Origin of the sequence: Pedobacter sp. (assembly GCF_965249885.1) — a bacterium.
GTDB lineage: Bacteria > Bacteroidota > Bacteroidia > Sphingobacteriales > Sphingobacteriaceae > Pedobacter.
The window spans coordinates 531580-548374 of record NZ_OZ252254.1 but is presented as its reverse complement, the minus strand read 5'-3'; the positions used below and the strand labels follow the sequence as shown (position 1 = coordinate 548374).

The window sequence follows — 16795 nt, the reverse complement described above, 5'->3', positions numbered from 1 at the left end:
GTTAATGTCTTTGTTTATTATTATTGTTGTTGTTGTTGTTGCGCTGGCGGTTTTTCTTGTTGTTTTGGCGACCGCGGTTATTATTTTGCCTATTGTTTTGCTGTTTAAATTCTACTTTCTGAAGATTTACGTTTTCTTCCAAAGCTAGTGCGCCGCCTGATAGCTCCGCCAAATTTTTAAGGATCACTTCATCAGCTACATTATCCTTATTCCACTGTACATAGGCCATTTTCATGAAATTGGCAATGCCTTGTACCATAGCCGCTTTCCGCTCCGGATTTTGCTCCTCAATAGCGGTAGCAATTAATTTTTCAACCGTTTTTCCATAGTGCTTGTACTTAATCCGTTGGTGCGGGTAACCAATATGGTCGGGCTTAAATTCCTTAGTTTCCGGAGTTGGCTTAGGGTAGGGGCTGTCTACATCAATTTGATAGTTAGAAATAATGTGCAAATGATCCCAAAGTTTATGCTTGAAATCGGCCACATCACGCAAGTGAGGGTTTAAAAAGCCCATCAAATCAATCACTGCTTGAGCATATTTATTGCGTTCTTCTTTAGTTGGCAATGAAATAATGTACTTCACCATATTTTGTACATTACGCCCATATTCCGCTAAAATCAGCTCGCTTCTGGTGGTATTATAATCGAAATTCATTTTGTCTAAAATTAATTATCAGAGATAATCTTAATATAAAATCTTTATTTTTTTAAAAACAATGTAAGGTGTTCTTGGCTACTGCAGTCCCGCTGTCCGCTATTATTTTTTTGTGGTTAGGCTATTGCTCTCTTTTGTCTGGCTGAGTTTATCGAAGCATCTGCAATTAACCTATAAAATCCTTCGACAAGCTCAGGATGACATCACACAAAAAAGATAACCGCTTCCATCAGGTTTAACTAACCACGTTGGTACACCAAGGTTAAAAGCAAGGTAGCTACAAAATCAAAAAGCAACAGCTATATTAAACCATTATGAAATAACTGAAACAGAAGCTAACGACTAAGGAAAAACCCTCAACTTCCAAAGATGTTTTTAGTTATGAAATTCACCGGAATGGTTTGTTGTTGCAAATATAAGGTTTTAGTCCAGAGTATAAAGTTGAAAGTGAAAAGTATATTATTGCCATCCGAGATTACGAAGAACCTATTTCTTAATTAGATTTCTCCTATCGTCGAAATGACAGCGTGTGATAAGTCAGTTGTCGAAACAACCAAACAACTAAATAACCAAACAACTATTTCACAATCCTCAATTTTGCAAATTTCAACAGTAACTGCTTGTTGCCCAAGCCTTGGAAAAACACAGTGGCTTTAACATCCGGCAGTTTACCTTCGAGCTGTACAATTTTCCCAAAACCAAATTTCTCATGCTCCACCTCCATGCCCATTTGAAATTCATGTGCTGCATTTGGTGTAAAACCAGCCGTTGGAACGTGTGCTTTTGGTAAAATAGAGGTAGTAGGCTTTGGTTTAAATGCCGTTTGCTGCGTAGTTGGCCGCTGAGGTAGCTCCCGTTGTTGGCTCCAACTTTTTCTCTCGGTATCAAAGCCGCCACTGCTATAACTAGGTTTTGCTTGTTTTAAGGCATCTAGCTCTAAATATGACGGATTAATTTCGTTAATGAAACGACTTGGTTCGCAGGAAGTTAACGTGCCCCAGCGGTAACGAGAAGTGGCATAAGTCAAAGTCAGTTTCTTTTCAGCTCTGGTAATGGCTACATAAAACAGTCGACGCTCTTCTTCCAAATCAGCCCTAGAATTTACCGACATTTGCGAGGGAAATAGGTTCTCTTCCAAACCAACCACAAATACATTTTTAAATTCCAAGCCTTTGGCCGAGTGTATGGTCATTAATGATACCGTATCCGCGTCTTTGTCCTTGTCTTTATCGTCATTGGTTAGCAAAGCTACATCTTGCATGAAAATAGCCAGGCCACGGTCTTCAATATCTTCACGCTCAGCAAACTCTTTAATACCGGCTAATAATTCTTGTATATTTTCGTAGCGGGCCCTGCCTTCAACGCTATCATCGCTGTGCAAATCCTTTAAAATGCCCGAATGCTGGGCAATGTATAAAGCGGTTTCGTAGGCATCTAACTTTGTAGACTCTGCAGCAAATGCTTTGATCATCATCGCAAAATCGTTCAGTTGGTTAGGGATGCGACCACCCAAATACTGGTGAGGGTCACAAATGACCTGCCACATGGTAATACCGTGCTCATTCGCTGCAACAGAAACTTTATCCAAGGTAGTGTCGCCCAAACCACGACGAGGATAGTTGATGACACGTTTCAAGGCTTCCTCGTCTGCCGGATTGAAAGTTAATCGGAAGTAAGCAATTAAATCTTTGATCTCTTTACGTTGGTAGAAAGAAAGACCGCCGTATATTTTGTAAGGCACATTGAGCTTACGCAAAGCCTCCTCCATTGCCCTACTTTGCGCATTGGTACGATACAAAATAGCGAAATCAGTATAATTTAAACCATTTCCGCTGCGCTCCTGCACAATGGCTTCGGCTACTAATTTACCTTCTTCGTTATCAGTAAACGCTCTTGATATCTTAATTTTATCACCTTTTTCATTGGCAGAAAATACATTCTTTTCCAACTGATTTTTATTGTTGGCGATAATGCTGTTGGCAACCTCAACAATGTTTTGTGTAGAGCGGTAGTTTTGTTCCAATTTGTAAACTTTCAAATCTGGATAATCACGCTCCACATTTAAGATGTTTTGGATATTAGCCCCACGGAAGGCGTAAATACTTTGCGCATCATCACCTACCACACAAATGTTTTCATGGGCTGCTGCAAGTTTTTTAACAATGGTGTACTGTGAGTGGTTCGTATCCTGGTACTCATCCACCATAATGTATTTAAACTTGTGTTGGTATTTGTTAACGATATCAGGGTTGTCCCTTAATAAAATATTGGTTTTAAATAAAAGATCATCGAAATCCATTGCCCCAGCTTTGTAACATCTGTCCCAATAGGCTTTGTAAATTCTTCCTAGTTCAGGTCTTTTATTGCTAATGTCTTCTGCTAGTATGGTTGGATTATTGATGTATTCTGCAGCAGAAACTAGGTTGTTTTTAGCAGAGGAAATACGGTTGTAAACGATATTAGCTGCATAAAGCTTATCGTCTAACTGCATTTCTTTAAGGATAGAACGGATTAAGCTTTTACAATCGTCGGTATCGTAAATGGTGAAATTACTTGGATAGCCAATTCTCTCCGCCTCTACACGTAAAATTTTAGCAAAAACCGAGTGGAAAGTTCCCATCCAAATACTTTTAGCTTCACTTCCCACCACTTTTTCGATACGCTCACGCATCTCCTTACTGGCTTTGTTAGTAAAGGTTAATACCAAAATATTAAATGGATCTACACCTTTTTGTATCAAGTGAGCTACACGATAGGTAATCACCCTCGTTTTTCCCGAACCTGCACCAGCTACAATCATTACTGGTCCCTCGGTATTCTCTACTGCCGCTCTTTGTTGTGGGTTTAATCCTGCTAAATAATCCAAAATCTTCTTCCTTTTTTAGACTTCAAAAATAAGAAATTGTAGGGGGAATTGGTAAATTGTTGAAAGGTTTGGTTGACTGTTTAAATTGCTGAACGTATTAAATGGCTTGAGCATTACAAATTGCCAACTGAAAACTGCGTACTGCCAAAATAGCATCTGTTTTAAAAGGGAATGGATTTTGTTTACATTGGGTTATGGATGAAAATAATTTAAATCATAAGTTAGACTTTAATGATATCCCGGAAGGGGACAATAATGATACATATGCAAATTTTAAAGAGAAGTTAGAAAGTGTTCAAACTTTCCCAGGTTTGTATGCTTTTAAATTTATTTTAACTGGTGGCGTAGATAAGATAAAGGAACTGAGAACAGTGTTACCTGAAGATGAATTTATAGAAACGCCATCTAAAACTGGAAAATATGTTTCAGTTACGGTTAAAAAATGGATGCAAGATGCGGATGCCGTTGTTGCTGTTTATAAAAAAGTTGGCGAAATTAAGGGTGTGATGATGCTTTAGGAGTTGAGAAGAACGGGTTATCGTGTCTAGAAGACGGCTATGATGTTAATAGATTCATCGCGATGCTCTGAATGACAAGTCGTCTAGCAAAGTTGCCCGTTTTAAATGTAGTTGATACGCTTCGAGATTTGCAATTAACGCTCTTTAATGCTCTTCGAGATTTGTAATCTCGAAGCGTTATGGTAGGATTTTTAATCCTTGTTTTGTCATCGGTGCACTCCTTTGGGTTTGCGTGTCGCTAGTTGGGATTCGCTTTTTAAGATGCTGAATTCAGGATAACGGATAGAGATGAAACTAGATGATGTTGTGTAGCGCTGCGCTCACTTGCTTCGCCTTATCCAGCACCATTAAATGTCCTCCATCTTCGATTACAATCACATCTCCTGCATTTCTGATAGGCAATATTTTATCCTTACTGCCGTGGATATGATATAGTTGTGGATGTAATAGCTGGTTATCCCATTTAACTATCACGTTAATTGCCCACCTTAAAAAGTCGATATCAGTATCGGCTAATACTTTTTGAAATAAATCCTTATCATTTTTTCTAATGACACCAAATAACCAATGGTTAAAAAAGGTATTGCTTTTAAGGAGGGAGTAAGGTATGATTTTATGCAAATTCAACTTCCCTGCGATACGATAAAGTAGCGGAATTTCATTTCTGGTTTTTAGTGAAGACAGTAATATTAACTTCTCCGTTGGAACAATCTTCGACATTTCGGTGGCCACAATTCCGCCAAATGAAAGTCCTATCAAAATCGAATTTTCATCTTTAATTTGTGCGCTTAACCGCTTGGCATAATCCGCTAGCGTTTCGTTTATTTGAGGCTTGATCCATTTTACAAAAGTGACTTCTAATCCAGTGAAATCAAGATATTTGAAAACCCGCTCATCTGCACCTAAGCCACTGAAAATGTAAACTTTCTTCAAATTATTCCTTTATTATTACATCCAATCCTTTTCTGTGCTTTCCACCTTATAAAGCCACCAATTTACCAGCGTTTTAATTTCGGTATAATTACCGTATAAAAATCTGATATCGCCAGCTGCGGTGTGTAACGTAATATGGCCAATGTCTAATTTACGGTGCCAAGGATATTGTGAAGTACTAATCGACTGGATTTTATGCGGCTCCATAATTTCCTGTGAAATGTCCCAAATTCCGCTTTGCTTAATGATGAAATCCTCAGAAACAATGATACGGTGCTTGGTGTAACTGATGTAGATCATCAAGGTTACCAATAAGACATAAATTATAGCTACACCGTAGAACGATCTTAATTCAGGAGCTAAGTTGCATATAACAACATAAACTGCTAGTGGTATAATAACAGTAAAGAAAATTGGGAGGTTTAAGAAACGAAAATTAGGCGAAAAAGTCCTGCCTCGTTCAGGGAGCTGCTTTAGAATCATCTTTAAAATTTCCTCTTTTTCAGCAGCATTACAGCCCGGAACTTCCATGTTGCTGCTCTTCATCTCATTTTCAGATGGCTGGTGACCGGCATGTGCTTGTTTCAAGGTCATGTTGAACAAGCCTATTTTCTTTTGAAAGTAGTTTTGACTGTAAGTAGTAATTTGTACCCTGCTTGGATGAAGCAAGGTGTTTTTCTTTGCGAACAATCCCGAGGAAATGAGTAACGACTTTTGATGCTTGCTGAGTTGGAAATCGAAATATTTTATGAAAGTGCGTATCACGTTAGTGGCCAATAAAATAATGATGATGCCTGCAAACAAAATACCTACTGAAATCAATGTAATGCCACTTTTGAAAAACTCTTCTAATTGTCCGCGATCGTTGTCGAAAGCTTTCAGCAGTTCTTTAATGTTATGAAACACCGCATATCCGAAACCTAATAATAACAAGATGCTTTGTCCATAATTACTGGTTAAGCCAACTTTTAACAAGGTGCTAGCTCCAATTTGAACTAAAGGAGTTTCTGGTACTTTTACAGTAGCATCATATTCGGGGTTTGCTTCGCTAGGCTGCTCGGCGATGTTGTTGCCGTTGAGCAAGTGTTCCTTAAGTGCGTAGGCAATTTCGCCATTAATGGCTTTGATGTTTACCTCTTTACTTTCCGTCCCTGCTGTATCTACTTGCAAGCTGTAAACACCTATCAACTTTTGCAAAAAGCCTTGATTGATATTTACCTGCTGTATCTTTTCTACGGGAATATTCAAGTGTTTGCGGCCAAATACACCTTTGTCGATGACAAATTCTTGCTTTTTCGGATCAAGATAAAAAGTGAACTTAAGGTAATAGAAGTACGCATAAATTAAAGATAATACCAAAACACCTGCTAAGCCCAAAACGGTATAAAGTAGTGCAACCTTGTTAGATTTGACGATAAATAGTGCCAACGGGATAAACATAGCTCGCACAAATTTTTGAACGATGTAGGCGCCATTGATTACTATGCCCGCTACCGATTGCCTTTGCGGCTTACTGAAATCTGTTAACATAGGGCTATTCATTTTCCGATTGAACTACCAAGCGTTGTACTAAGGCTTCTTTCATTATTTTAGCCTGCTCAATAGGGATACCCGCTATGCTGATTTGTCCGCTATTACCACCAGCAGTGTAAATTTGTAGCGTTCCCAATTTAAAAACTCTGGATAATACACCTTCATTTAAGGCTACATGTTGGATACGATTTAAAGGGACGATGGTAGTTGTTTCTGCGATAACCCCACTTTTATAAAGAACATCCTTTTCTCTTAAAGCGAAACCACGTCTTTTAAAACTAGCTCTATAAACTATAAAAAGAAACAACGCAAAAATCAAATACAAAACCATCCAAATTAGCCAACTCTCTCCAGCTTTTTCATTAACTAAAAGTAGTGCAGCTAAGCCTATACCTATTATGGCTAAAAAAATGCTGGTATTAATTGCCATTAATGTCCAATAGCTAGGATGTGGTTGAGTTAACGTAGTAGTTTCATACTTTGGGAGTTGATCCAAATCTACAGTTTCGTTTGTAAATGATATCATGATAGTTATTTATCAGTTTTAAAATTAATTAGATAGGGCATTAACGGAAAGCCGTTTTCATTTCTGAAACGCTCCGTTGCCACACTTTGGTAGATGCGATCAGGAACTAGGTTCACTTCAAAACTAAAGGATTTTTTATCGTCTGAGAAGCCAATCACACGCTGAACCATTAGCACATTTTTTTCTCCCGCTGGACCAAAGTCAAATCCTCGGTAATTTACATTCATCGGTTGCGAAAAATATAAAGTAACTATCTTAGTGTTAGGGTCTACATTTTGAGAATTGTTGGTAAATTCTTTAATGCCGATAACCTTTGGCCTTGATTTCTCGAAAGCTTCTTTGTACACATTTAACGGTTGGTCGAAATACGTCGATTTCTCTACGAAAGCAGTAAGTTCGCTTTCATTGTTGTAGTCGAGTTCTATCATTTCTTTGATAGCCAATTTTTTATCTCTGGCCTGTTCGTAGTATCTAGCGCAAATTGCATAACCTATATAGTATCCCAAATCACGTTGTTTGAATTGATTGTTAGCATTGTTGTAAAGCCAGTTTGATACAGAAGGAGAGAACATTTCTTTTTCAAAAGCTACTTTAATTTTAGCATCGTTGTTTTTCCCGTAAGCAATGGGTTCATTTGGTGAGTTTACATTGAGTGCTTTTTCTGCTAAAAACTCTGCGACACCTTCTAAAACCACTTGGGCTAGCAATACGTTGCCAATGGTAGTCTTTTGTTGTGTATGTACGTACTCATGTGTGTTTGTGAATATCAAGCCCTTAATGGGATTGGTGCCAAAATAATTAGGTAGATGTGGAAAATCGTTCTGCAATTCTGTGCTGTTAGTTTTTTCATCGGCCATTGAAATTTCTGCGCCAATTAAAACTTTATCGTTTAATGTGGTGCCACCAGTTCGCAATGCGCCAATACTGAAGTAGATACTTGCGGGTTTAAGGGGATACAGTTTACTTAAGGAAGCAATAGCTTTGTCAATATCCTTGGCATAACTATCCGCTTTTAAGGTGTTGTTTTTAATTGATTTCCAGTAGTTTGGATAACGATTGATGGCGTTTATAAAGCTTTGTGCAGTGTAATTTCTTACTTCCATTAAAGCTTTTAAACCTGGTGTGCCTTTATTGATGTATAAATTGTTAATGTATTCAATTTGTTTAGCGCTATCAGTTGTTGCTATAATATTTGCATAGGCTGTCCAGAAATTATTAATATCGGTGGTGATAATTGTTTTTTGTTGCCCAAAGGAAATGTGATAACAGATAGCAAATACAATTAGTAAAAGCGTTTTTTTCATATACTATTGTTTGGTTCACTAAATTAACAATCTATTTGATTAGAATAAGATTGCGATTGAAATTAATCTTATCTTGCCATAATTTAAAGTTAATTATGAAGAAACTATTTATCGCAATATTAATTGCGCTCCCATGTGCCGCTTTTTCGCAAACAGCACAACATTTAAAAGTAAGCGAGCAGTTTTTAGAAGTTTCAGGAGCTAGAAGTTCTTTCGACGATGTAGTGAACAGCATGCTGCAAACTCAAACTGGGTCAGTACCTCAAGAACATCGAGAAAAATTTATCGGTGTGATGAAAGAATTTATGGCTAAGTATTTTAATTATGATGTACTGAAACCTAAAATGGCAAAATTGTATGCGGATGAATTTTCGGAGCAAGAGTTAAAGGACTTGATTGCCTTTTATTCTTCTTCAACTGGAAAAAAATACGCTAGCAAAGTAAGTGTTTTAACCACTAAAGGAATGCAAATGGGGCAAGCTGCAGTTCAGGAACATAAAGATGAGCTTACCCAAATGATGCAAAAAGCATTCGGTCAGTAAGTTGAGACTATTAAAATTTGCTAGAAAGTTATGTATCGTTTGCTTCAACACGCGATACATAGCTTTAAAGATGATTTAACTTTCGTTAATCATCAATTTTTTTGCCTTTCATTGCTTGGCCAATCGCTGTATCCATTACTCTTTCCGCAAACGGACGGGTAAATTCATTCAGTTCATCTGTCTTTTTAAGAATTGTGTCTTTATCGCCACTTCCGAGAGCATCTTTTAAACGGTCAATATGTTGTTTGGTATCTGCAACCTCAATTTCGGTGAGTAATTGGCCATTTTTTTCAATGAAACGTTCTGCGGTATACACCAATTGTTCACCTTCGCTGCGTGCTTCAATCAACATCCGTTGCTCTACATCACTTTTGGCATTGGTGATGCTGTCAATCAACATTTTCTCTACGGTTTCATCGCTTAAACCATAACTAGGTTTAACTTCAATTTCTTGCTTCACGCCCGAGCGTAATTCAATCGCTTGAACTGTTAAAATGCCATCAGCATTCAACAAAAAGTTGATATCCACTTTAGGTAAGCCAGCAGGCATTGCAGGAATTCCTTTTAAATCAAACTCCGCTAGTTTTCGGTTCTCCTTTACTAAATCTCGTTCTCCTTGGTAAACAGAGATCTTCATGTTTACCTGCCCATCTACGGAGGTGGTATATTGTCGACCAGCTTTAGTAGGCACTTTGCTGTTACGAGCAATAATGACGTCCATTAAACCGCCCATTGTTTCAATACCCAGCGATAAAGGCGTTACATCCAGCAATAAAATATCCGAACGGTTTCCGGCCAAAATATCCGCTTGAATAGCGGCTCCCAAAGCCACAACTTCATCAGGATTGATATTGTCGTGAGCTGGTTTTCCGAAGAAATCGCTTACGGCTTTTTTAACATATGGGGTACGTGTAGAACCACCAACTAAAACTACTTCGTCAATGTCGGTCACGCTTAATTCGGCATCCTTTAAAGCCATTTTACAAGCTTCAATAGTTTCTTGAACTTTTGCTGAAATTAAGCCTTCAAACGTCTGCTTGTCTAAACTGCACCAAATATCTCCCAGTTTTTCGTTGTAAAGATTTTGGGTGCTCAACGCTTTTTTGGCTGCCTCGGCCTGTAAGCGCAAACTTTGAGTTAATGTATTGTCTTGAGCCAAAATTGCGGTGTCAAGCTTATTTTGCTCCGCCCAATAGTTGAAAATGGCACGGTCAAAATCATCACCACCTAAAAAAGTATTACCATTGGTGCTCAATACCTCAAAAATGCCATTTTGTATTTGAAGGATTGATACATCGAAGGTACCACCACCTAAGTCGTAAACGGCAATCGTTTTTTGTTGCGATGGATCCAAACCTAAACCATAAGCTAAACTAGCTGCGGTAGGCTCGTTCACAATACGCAATACATCGAGGCCTGCAAGCTTGCCTGCATCGCGTGTGGCTTGGCGCTGACTGTCGTTAAAATAAGCAGGAACGGTAATCACCGCTCTATTAACCGGAGTTTTTAGGGCATGCTCTGCACGTGCTTTTAGTTCCTTTAAAATCTCCGCAGACAACTCGATAGGGGTGTAAAACCTATCTCCGGCTTTAATTTTCACCAAAGCGTCACTCTCATCATCAATGATTTTGTAGCTAAAAATATCGCTGTGCTCAGCAACATCCTTATACGAACGGCCTAGCAGTCTTTTTACAGAAAAAATGGTATTGGTAGGATCTGTAGTTAAAAATGCTTTGGCTTCATTGCCTACTTCTGCATCGCCCTGCTCATTAAAATGCACTACAGAAGGCACTAATACGCCTTTGCCAGCGTCATTAATTACCTGCGGCTGTTGCTCAGGGTTGATAAAAGCCACCAAGCTATTGGTAGTTCCTAAATCAATTCCTACAATAATCTCTTCTTTTTGTAATGAACCCGTCGCCAGATTAATGGATATTTTTGCCATTCGGCAAAGTTACGAGAATGTTCGAACGTTTTGGAATTGCTTTTAGCTTGATTTGTTAAATTGTTGTAAGGTTTTGTTATCCTATTAAATATCCATCAATTAGTTCCTAGCATCAAATTCTACCATCCACTCTACGCCATACTTGTCTCTAAACATTCCGAAGTAAGTTCCCCAGGGGCTGTGAACAATGGGCATTTCGATATTGCCGCCTGCAGAAAGTCCGTTAAATAGTTTGTCTGCCTCGGCTTTACTTTCAGCGTTAATTACTATTTTACTTCGGTTTTCATTTTCGTTGGTACGGCCTAATACTTCTGGTACGTCGTTACCCATTAAAAAGTTTCCACCAATAGGTAAGGCAATGTGCATAATCTTATCTGCCTCGTGCTCAGCAACCTGAAAATTTTCGTTGGCTAAATCTTTAAAGCGAATGATCTTTTTGAATTCTCCTCCAAATACTGATCTGTAAAAGTTGAATGCCTCTTCTGCATTTCCATTGAAGTTAATGTGCGGGTTAATAATTGCCATGATTTTGTGTTTTATTTATTCAAAAGTATAGCATGATTTGATATTGAAAGGGGTATAAAAGCGTCAAAGAAAAGGGAGATTTGCGGCAAAAAATGCTTTGGGATTTTTAAAAATAAATTAAGGAAATCATAAAATTTCCTTTTTTACTATCTTCGCAGTATGTATCGTTTGGTAAAGCCCTTATTCTTCAAATTCGACCCCGAAAATGTGCATCATTTTGTGGTTAAACGCCTTAAATGGTTCAATGATAGTTTCCCTTTTGGTAAATCGGTTTTGCGAGGAAGCTTCGACGTAAGCTTTAAAGGTTTAGAGCGAGAAGTTTTTGGCCTGAAGTTTAAAAATCCGGTAGGCTTAGCTGCAGGCTTTGATAAAAACGGTGAGTATGTTGAAGCACTGAGCAATTTAGGCTTCGGCTTCATTGAAGTAGGTACAGTAACGCCTTTGCCTCAGCCCGGAAATGATAAACCTAGGATGTTTCGTCTCCCAGAAGATGCTGCATTGATTAACCGAATGGGCTTCAACAACAAAGGGGTAGATACCATGGCAGAGCGTTTACGTTTGTTAAAAGATCGTCATCCCGAGATTATTGTTGGTGGAAATATTGGCAAAAATAAAAATACACCTAACGAAGATGCCGTATATGACTACATCAAATGTTTTGATCGACTGTTTGATGTTGTAGATTATTTTGTAGTAAATGTAAGTTCGCCGAATACGCCAGGTTTGAGGGCGTTGCAAGAAAAAGAGCCGTTGATGGAGCTTTTGAATACCTTACAGAAGAGAAATTTAAAGAACAGCATATCACGACCGATACTACTCAAAATTGCACCAGATTTGACGGATGATCAGCTAAACGATATTATCGAAATCGTAAAAACTACCGGAATTGCTGGAGTTATTGCTACTAATACCACTATTGGGAGGGATGGCTTGTATGCACCTGAAAAGATAAAAAACGAAATGGGCGGTTTAAGTGGAAAGCCACTCACCAAGCGTTCAACGGAAGTGATTAAATATCTTGTCGAAAAATCTGGAAATGCTTTTCCCATTATTGGCGTAGGAGGAATTCACTCTGCAGAAGATGCGAAAGAAAAATTGGAAGCAGGCGCTGCTTTAGTTCAATTATATACTGGCTTCATTTACGAAGGTCCCGGATTGATTAAAAGTATTTGTAAGTCGCTGATTTAGTAGGTGTAACAGGCAAGCTTATTTGGTTCAAAGTATCTAAAAAGGCATTCCTATACCAAAATTGTATTGTAGGAATCGATATCGATCTGGACTGTGTGTAGCCAAATAGTTTTCTTTAAAGGTTTTACCTCCATTAATGAACTTGCTGATTACCCATTGCTCGCCAGCGGCAAATTGAGGGTCTTTTAGTTTCAAGCCAACATCAAAACGGAACACGAAAAACTGCACATCATATCTAAAACCTAAGCCCGTACCGATGGCAATTTGATCGCCAAGCTTATCAAATTTAAAATAGGTTTGTGATTGCGTATTTCCTTTTGCAATGTTCCAAATATTTCCTGCATCAATAAAAGTGGCGCCGTTAAGCTTGCCGCCCCAAAATTTTCGTGCCAGTAAAAATCTATACTCTAGATTTGCTTCGATTCTCATTTGCCCTAATTGGTCTAGTCCAAACGAAGACGCTCTGGCCTCTTGGCTAGTAATTACCTCACGGTTATAGTTTCCAGGACCTAACGTACGTGCCTGCCAAGCCCTAACGCCACTTGAACCTCCGGCATAAAATAGCTTTTCGAAAGGCATGGCCGTTGAATTGCCGTATGCATAGCCAATACCTGTATTTAAACGGGTAACCAATTGCGACTCGGCACCTAGACTTTTATACCACCTAATGTCAACTTCGGGCCTCACATATTGATTAAATGGCAATCCCAACACTGTTCCATAATCCCCATTTGAAGGGTCGTGTTTATTGCCCATTAGGCTCGAAATACCCTGTAACAAATTACCTGCAATGTCAATATTCCCCCGAAAATAAATGAAGCTGCGGTTTTGTAATAGTTTATCCGCATTTAATGAGTAAGCATACTTCATTCCTAACGTGAAATCTTTTCGGCCCAACAAAGTAATGTTGTAGGAATTTTGCTCAAACAACTGTTTATTCGCGTTATACTTTTCGATATTTGATTTATCAGCGGTATCAATAAGTATACTGCCAAATCGGTACTCAAAGTTTAATGGGGTTAAAGAGTGTAGTTTAGATTTTGTTTCCACCCAGTCGTAACTTACGGCGTTGATAAAAATTCTTCTTACGGTGATGTCCTTTTGCAACGCATAGAGGTAACTACTAGAAAAAGTAGTGTATGGAATTCCATTTTTGCCCATCGTTGGAATCCTGAATGGCACCATCAATCGGGGAACTGTTAAACTGGCACCAACGGAAAAGTCTCTTTGGTAAATATCCGAAAAAATCGATCTGCCATCAATAAACCTAGATTGTAGACCACCTTTCACCTGAAACTGAAACTTTTCTCCACCCTTAAGGAAGTTATTGTTGGTATAAGTATTACTCAGCGTAAAACCTACAGTAGCATTGTTAAACGGAATTTCACCTTCAATCCTGTTGTTCATTCTCTTTTGAGGAATCAACAAAATAACTGGGTCTATTACACCAGCTGTATCTTTATTTTTTAGGTACTCGATTTTTACATTTTTGAATACGTTTAACTCGTAAAGCCTGTCGTAAGTAAGCGTTTCATTGTCTATGTTGTAAATCTCCCCCCGTTTTAGGAAATCGTACCGCACAATCGGATTTCTTCTGAATTTCCCAGATAAGTCTGTAAAACGAATTCCGTTGAAACTTCTTTTGTTGAAAGTGATGGAGTCAGTAAATCCCTCTGTACTTGGTGCTATTAATATGTTTGTTTCACCAATGCGATAAATTTTGTGGGTATCTGTACTATCTATTGGGTCATCTATAATCAGTTTTACGCTAACCTTATTGTTGTTTTGGTTAGAATCTGGCGTAAAACGAACATAAGGTCTTACAAAATCGTAATAACCATTTTTACGCATTAATTTATAAATTTCCTCACGTTCATAAGATAGCGAATCTTCATCGTACTGCATGCCCACGCTCAAGTGTGAAAAGCTATTTTTATTGTTGAGATACAGGGATTTTACCGTGCTATCGGGAATTTCATTGCTAAGTTTATTCACCATGAAAGGTGCGCCAGTATTGGCAGTAAAAGTCAACGTAGCTTTCTTTTTACGAACTTTTATATCCGACTTTACTGTTGCATTGAAAAATCCTTTGCTTTTTAAAAATTTCTCTATCTGGCTTCGAGATATTTCTACCAGTGTACTGTCTAGTATTGGAGGAGGATTACCTAAAGGCTTGATGTTATTTTTTTTATACTTCCCGTTTTTGGTGTTAAATAAATTATAGATGAACACATTGATACCTAAGCCTTCAATGGGTTTAATATCGTTTTGTACATAGGTGTAAGCTGCTTCCTCATATTCAGGTGCTATGCTGTCTATCTTTACTTTTTTAACAATGGCTTGGTAATCTTCAATATACTTTGTTGAGGCACAACCTGCTATAAAAACAAGAATAAATAGTAATATTGCAAGAAGTTGAATGTCCTGTTTATTGTAGTTTTTATATGCTTTCAAAATCTCAGATCAGTTTTATTAAATCGCTCCATCAAAAAAAGTACCGTAAAGAAAACGGAATTTTTATTATCGAAGGTATAAAATCTATTATAGAATTTTTAAATTCTGATTATCAGTTACATAGCGTTTACTTTACTTCGAATGTTTTAGCTCAGCTACCTAAATTTGCTACAAATATAAACTTATTTGAAGTAAGCGATGCTGAGTTGCAAAAGATTAGTACACTACAAACGCCACAAGGTATATTGGCTTTAGTACACATTCCATCAGCAAAAAGCTTAGATATTGCGCTGCTAAAAAATCAATTTTCATTGGTTTTAGACGATGTACAGGATCCCGGGAATTTTGGAACAATTATTAGAACGGCCGATTGGTTTGGCATTAAAAATATCATTTGCTCTGAAAATACAGTTGAAGCCTACAATCCGAAAACGGTACAGTCTACCATGGGATCTTTATGTAGGGTGACTATTTCGTATACCAATTTAGGCGGTTTTTTGGATAAGGTTGATCTGCCAATTTTTGGGGCTTTACTTAACGGAAATGATATTTATCAAACCAACTGGGGCAAAGAGGGGGTGATTTTACTTGGAAACGAAGGGCATGGAATAGCTAAACAGCTGATAGAAAAAATTAATGTACCAGTAACGATTCCTCGTTTTGGTGCGGCAGAGTCACTAAATGTAGCGGTTTCAGCAGCAATTTTTTGCAGCGAATTAAGAAGGGAGTAGGAAACCGTAGCGAAGCTCAACTTAAGCTATCTTTAATATTGTTGTTTTTTGAAAATAAAAGTGAACATATTTTTGCAAGCTTACGATTAATTGCTATTTTTGCAACCTTGAAAATAAGGTCGAGTGGCCGAGTGGCTAGGCAGAGGTCTGCAAAACCTTGTACAGCGGTTCGAATCCGCTCTCGACCTCAAGATTGAATATTAAAAGACATAAAAGCTTATTATCATGGCAGTTACCAGATTAAAAAGAAAAGACAGATACAATAAAACTGTTTCTCGTTTAGAAGTAAAAAACTTGAAATTGGCAACTAACCTAGAGTTAGGTAGCCGTTCAAAGCAATCAACTAAAGATCAATTAGCTAAAAACAACGCTGTTTTAGCTTCTTTAGCAAAGTAATTTTTAGGTCCATACCTAATTATAAAAGGTTCTACAAATTTGTAGAACCTTTTTTGTTTTAAGCCATTTGCGATGTTTTCAAGTTGGCTTTATAAATGTAATGTACTGCTGATTACTAACACCTAGCCACTAATCCTTGGCTCCCGATATCTAAATCAACCCTTTTAAGTAATCAAAAATAGTTTCGAAATAAGTAGAGATATTTAGCCCGTTACTATAACTGAAGAAAAAGAAAATCAAGAATAGAATAACACCCAGGTAAATGAATTTCTTGAAGGCAAAAACCAAAATCAATATCAATAGGGGAATAATGATGAAGAAAATTCTACTAATGGTAATTGGGTTGAGGTTATTACTCTTTTTATAAACATAAAGCAACTTGCTGTGGGTACCATTGTCATTTTCATGTTTAATATATACAAATGTTGACTTGTCTATAGGTAAAGGCAAAATTGCTACGCCATCATTAAAATTTAATTGTTGGGTGAAGCCGCTTACGCTGAAGGTGTAAGTGCCATTGACGCTCTCTATCGGATTTTCAAGGCTATCGGCAGCTATTATAGCAATCTTGCTATTTTTTAATAAGCTTTCTTTTACGATAAAATTGTTGATACCTGCAGTTTGACAAAAGCCATTAATTGCAAAAAGGAAAAAAGCAGCAAAAAATAAAAGTCTCATT

The 16795-nt window shown here is 37.7% G+C and carries 15 protein-coding genes and 1 tRNA gene; 6 read left to right on the top strand and 10 right to left on the bottom strand.

Translation table 11 applies throughout. From position 1 onward, the window contains the following. Position 1 precedes the first annotated feature (1 nt). Together ACY2A0_RS02335 and ACY2A0_RS02330 are read right to left on the bottom strand one after the other, a co-directional pair. Positions 2-655: a DUF4290 domain-containing protein gene (locus ACY2A0_RS02335; protein WP_461787997.1), complete on the bottom strand. Its 654-nt coding sequence runs from the start codon at positions 653-655 to the stop codon at positions 2-4. 577 nt (positions 656-1232) lie between these two features. Continuing rightward, the gene (locus tag ACY2A0_RS02330; RefSeq protein ID WP_461787996.1) at positions 1233-3521 is read right to left on the bottom strand and encodes an ATP-dependent helicase; all 2289 of its coding nucleotides are present in this window, start codon (positions 3519-3521) and stop codon (positions 1233-1235) included. 194 nt (positions 3522-3715) lie between these two features. On the opposite strand from ACY2A0_RS02330, the gene ACY2A0_RS02325 reads away from it, so the two are divergent. After that, on the top strand, positions 3716-4039 hold the full coding sequence (locus ACY2A0_RS02325) for a DUF493 domain-containing protein (RefSeq protein ID WP_461787995.1): 324 nt from the start codon (positions 3716-3718) through the stop codon (positions 4037-4039). 294 nt (positions 4040-4333) lie between these two features. On the opposite strand, the gene ACY2A0_RS02320 is transcribed toward ACY2A0_RS02325, so the two are convergent. The 4 genes from ACY2A0_RS02320 to ACY2A0_RS02305 are packed head-to-tail and all read right to left on the bottom strand — an operon-like array spanning position 4334 to position 8335. Continuing rightward, positions 4334-4972 carry an alpha/beta fold hydrolase gene (locus ACY2A0_RS02320; protein ID WP_461787994.1) on the bottom strand — a complete coding sequence of 213 codons (639 nt, stop codon included), beginning with the start codon at positions 4970-4972 and terminating at the stop codon, positions 4334-4336. Between the two features lie 15 nt (positions 4973-4987). Continuing rightward, complete coding sequence (locus ACY2A0_RS02315) at positions 4988-6502, bottom strand: PH domain-containing protein (RefSeq protein WP_461787993.1); 1515 nt, start codon at positions 6500-6502, stop codon at positions 4988-4990. 4 nt (positions 6503-6506) lie between these two features. Continuing rightward, positions 6507-7031: a PH domain-containing protein gene (locus tag ACY2A0_RS02310; RefSeq protein ID WP_461787992.1), complete on the bottom strand. Its 525-nt coding sequence runs from the start codon at positions 7029-7031 to the stop codon at positions 6507-6509. A gap of 5 nt (positions 7032-7036) precedes the next feature. Beyond that, positions 7037-8335 (bottom strand): DUF2268 domain-containing putative Zn-dependent protease, encoded by a 1299-nt coding sequence (locus tag ACY2A0_RS02305; protein WP_461787991.1) that lies wholly within the window; start codon positions 8333-8335, stop codon positions 7037-7039. A 95-nt stretch (positions 8336-8430) separates the two neighbouring features. Between ACY2A0_RS02305 and ACY2A0_RS02300 the strand changes: the two genes are divergently transcribed. After that, positions 8431-8877: a DUF2059 domain-containing protein gene (locus tag ACY2A0_RS02300; protein ID WP_461787990.1), complete on the top strand. Its 447-nt coding sequence runs from the start codon at positions 8431-8433 to the stop codon at positions 8875-8877. Between the two features lie 85 nt (positions 8878-8962). On the opposite strand, the gene hscA is transcribed toward ACY2A0_RS02300, so the two are convergent. Beyond that, the gene (hscA, locus tag ACY2A0_RS02295; protein WP_461787989.1) at positions 8963-10822 is read right to left on the bottom strand and encodes a Fe-S protein assembly chaperone HscA; all 1860 of its coding nucleotides are present in this window, start codon (positions 10820-10822) and stop codon (positions 8963-8965) included. 99 nt (positions 10823-10921) lie between these two features. Then, positions 10922-11347, bottom strand: a complete 426-nt coding sequence (locus ACY2A0_RS02290) for a VOC family protein (RefSeq protein WP_461787988.1) — start codon at positions 11345-11347, stop codon at positions 10922-10924. 159 nt (positions 11348-11506) lie between these two features. Between ACY2A0_RS02290 and ACY2A0_RS02285 the strand changes: the two genes are divergently transcribed. Then, complete coding sequence (locus ACY2A0_RS02285; protein WP_461787987.1) at positions 11507-12535, top strand: quinone-dependent dihydroorotate dehydrogenase; 1029 nt, start codon at positions 11507-11509, stop codon at positions 12533-12535. Positions 12536-12571: 36 nt separating this feature from the next. On the opposite strand, the gene tamL is transcribed toward ACY2A0_RS02285, so the two are convergent. After that, positions 12572-14989, bottom strand: coding sequence for a translocation and assembly module lipoprotein TamL (tamL, locus tag ACY2A0_RS02280; protein ID WP_461787986.1), 2418 nt, complete (start codon positions 14987-14989; stop codon positions 12572-12574). Between tamL and ACY2A0_RS02275 the strand changes: the two genes are divergently transcribed. From ACY2A0_RS02275 to ACY2A0_RS02265, 3 genes are all read left to right on the top strand, one after another. Beyond that, positions 14980-15720, top strand: coding sequence for a TrmH family RNA methyltransferase (locus tag ACY2A0_RS02275; protein WP_461787985.1), 741 nt, complete (start codon positions 14980-14982; stop codon positions 15718-15720). The genes tamL and ACY2A0_RS02275 overlap by 10 nt on opposite strands. Positions 15721-15837: 117 nt before the next feature. Next, a tRNA-Cys gene (locus tag ACY2A0_RS02270) sits at positions 15838-15908 on the top strand. A gap of 37 nt (positions 15909-15945) precedes the next feature. Continuing rightward, positions 15946-16116, top strand: coding sequence for a spore protein (locus ACY2A0_RS02265; protein ID WP_113639047.1), 171 nt, complete (start codon positions 15946-15948; stop codon positions 16114-16116). 150 nt (positions 16117-16266) lie between these two features. Here ACY2A0_RS02265 and ACY2A0_RS02260 read toward each other — a convergent pair whose 3' ends face one another. Then, positions 16267-16794, bottom strand: coding sequence for a hypothetical protein (locus tag ACY2A0_RS02260; protein WP_461787984.1), 528 nt, complete (start codon positions 16792-16794; stop codon positions 16267-16269). Between the last annotated feature and the right edge of the window lies 1 nt (position 16795).

Excerpts from the sequence above, each read along its gene's own strand:
- ACY2A0_RS02335 (WP_461787997.1), bottom strand. The coding sequence starts at position 655 with ATGAATTTCGATTATAATACCACCAGAAGCGAGCTGATTTTAGCGGAA.
- ACY2A0_RS02325 (WP_461787995.1), top strand. The coding sequence starts at position 3,716 with ATGGATGAAAATAATTTAAATCATAAGTTAGACTTTAATGATATCCCG.
- ACY2A0_RS02315 (WP_461787993.1), bottom strand. The coding sequence starts at position 6,502 with ATGTTAACAGATTTCAGTAAGCCGCAAAGGCAATCGGTAGCGGGCATA.
- ACY2A0_RS02310 (WP_461787992.1), bottom strand. The coding sequence starts at position 7,031 with ATGATATCATTTACAAACGAAACTGTAGATTTGGATCAACTCCCAAAG.
- ACY2A0_RS02305 (WP_461787991.1), bottom strand. The coding sequence starts at position 8,335 with ATGAAAAAAACGCTTTTACTAATTGTATTTGCTATCTGTTATCACATT.
- ACY2A0_RS02300 (WP_461787990.1), top strand. The coding sequence starts at position 8,431 with ATGAAGAAACTATTTATCGCAATATTAATTGCGCTCCCATGTGCCGCT.
- hscA (WP_461787989.1), bottom strand. The coding sequence starts at position 10,822 with ATGGCAAAAATATCCATTAATCTGGCGACGGGTTCATTACAAAAAGAA.
- ACY2A0_RS02290 (WP_461787988.1), bottom strand. The coding sequence starts at position 11,347 with ATGGCAATTATTAACCCGCACATTAACTTCAATGGAAATGCAGAAGAG.
- ACY2A0_RS02285 (WP_461787987.1), top strand. The coding sequence starts at position 11,507 with ATGTATCGTTTGGTAAAGCCCTTATTCTTCAAATTCGACCCCGAAAAT.
- ACY2A0_RS02275 (WP_461787985.1), top strand. The coding sequence starts at position 14,980 with ATGCTTTCAAAATCTCAGATCAGTTTTATTAAATCGCTCCATCAAAAA.
- ACY2A0_RS02265 (WP_113639047.1), top strand. The coding sequence starts at position 15,946 with ATGGCAGTTACCAGATTAAAAAGAAAAGACAGATACAATAAAACTGTT.
- ACY2A0_RS02260 (WP_461787984.1), bottom strand. The coding sequence starts at position 16,794 with ATGAGACTTTTATTTTTTGCTGCTTTTTTCCTTTTTGCAATTAATGGC.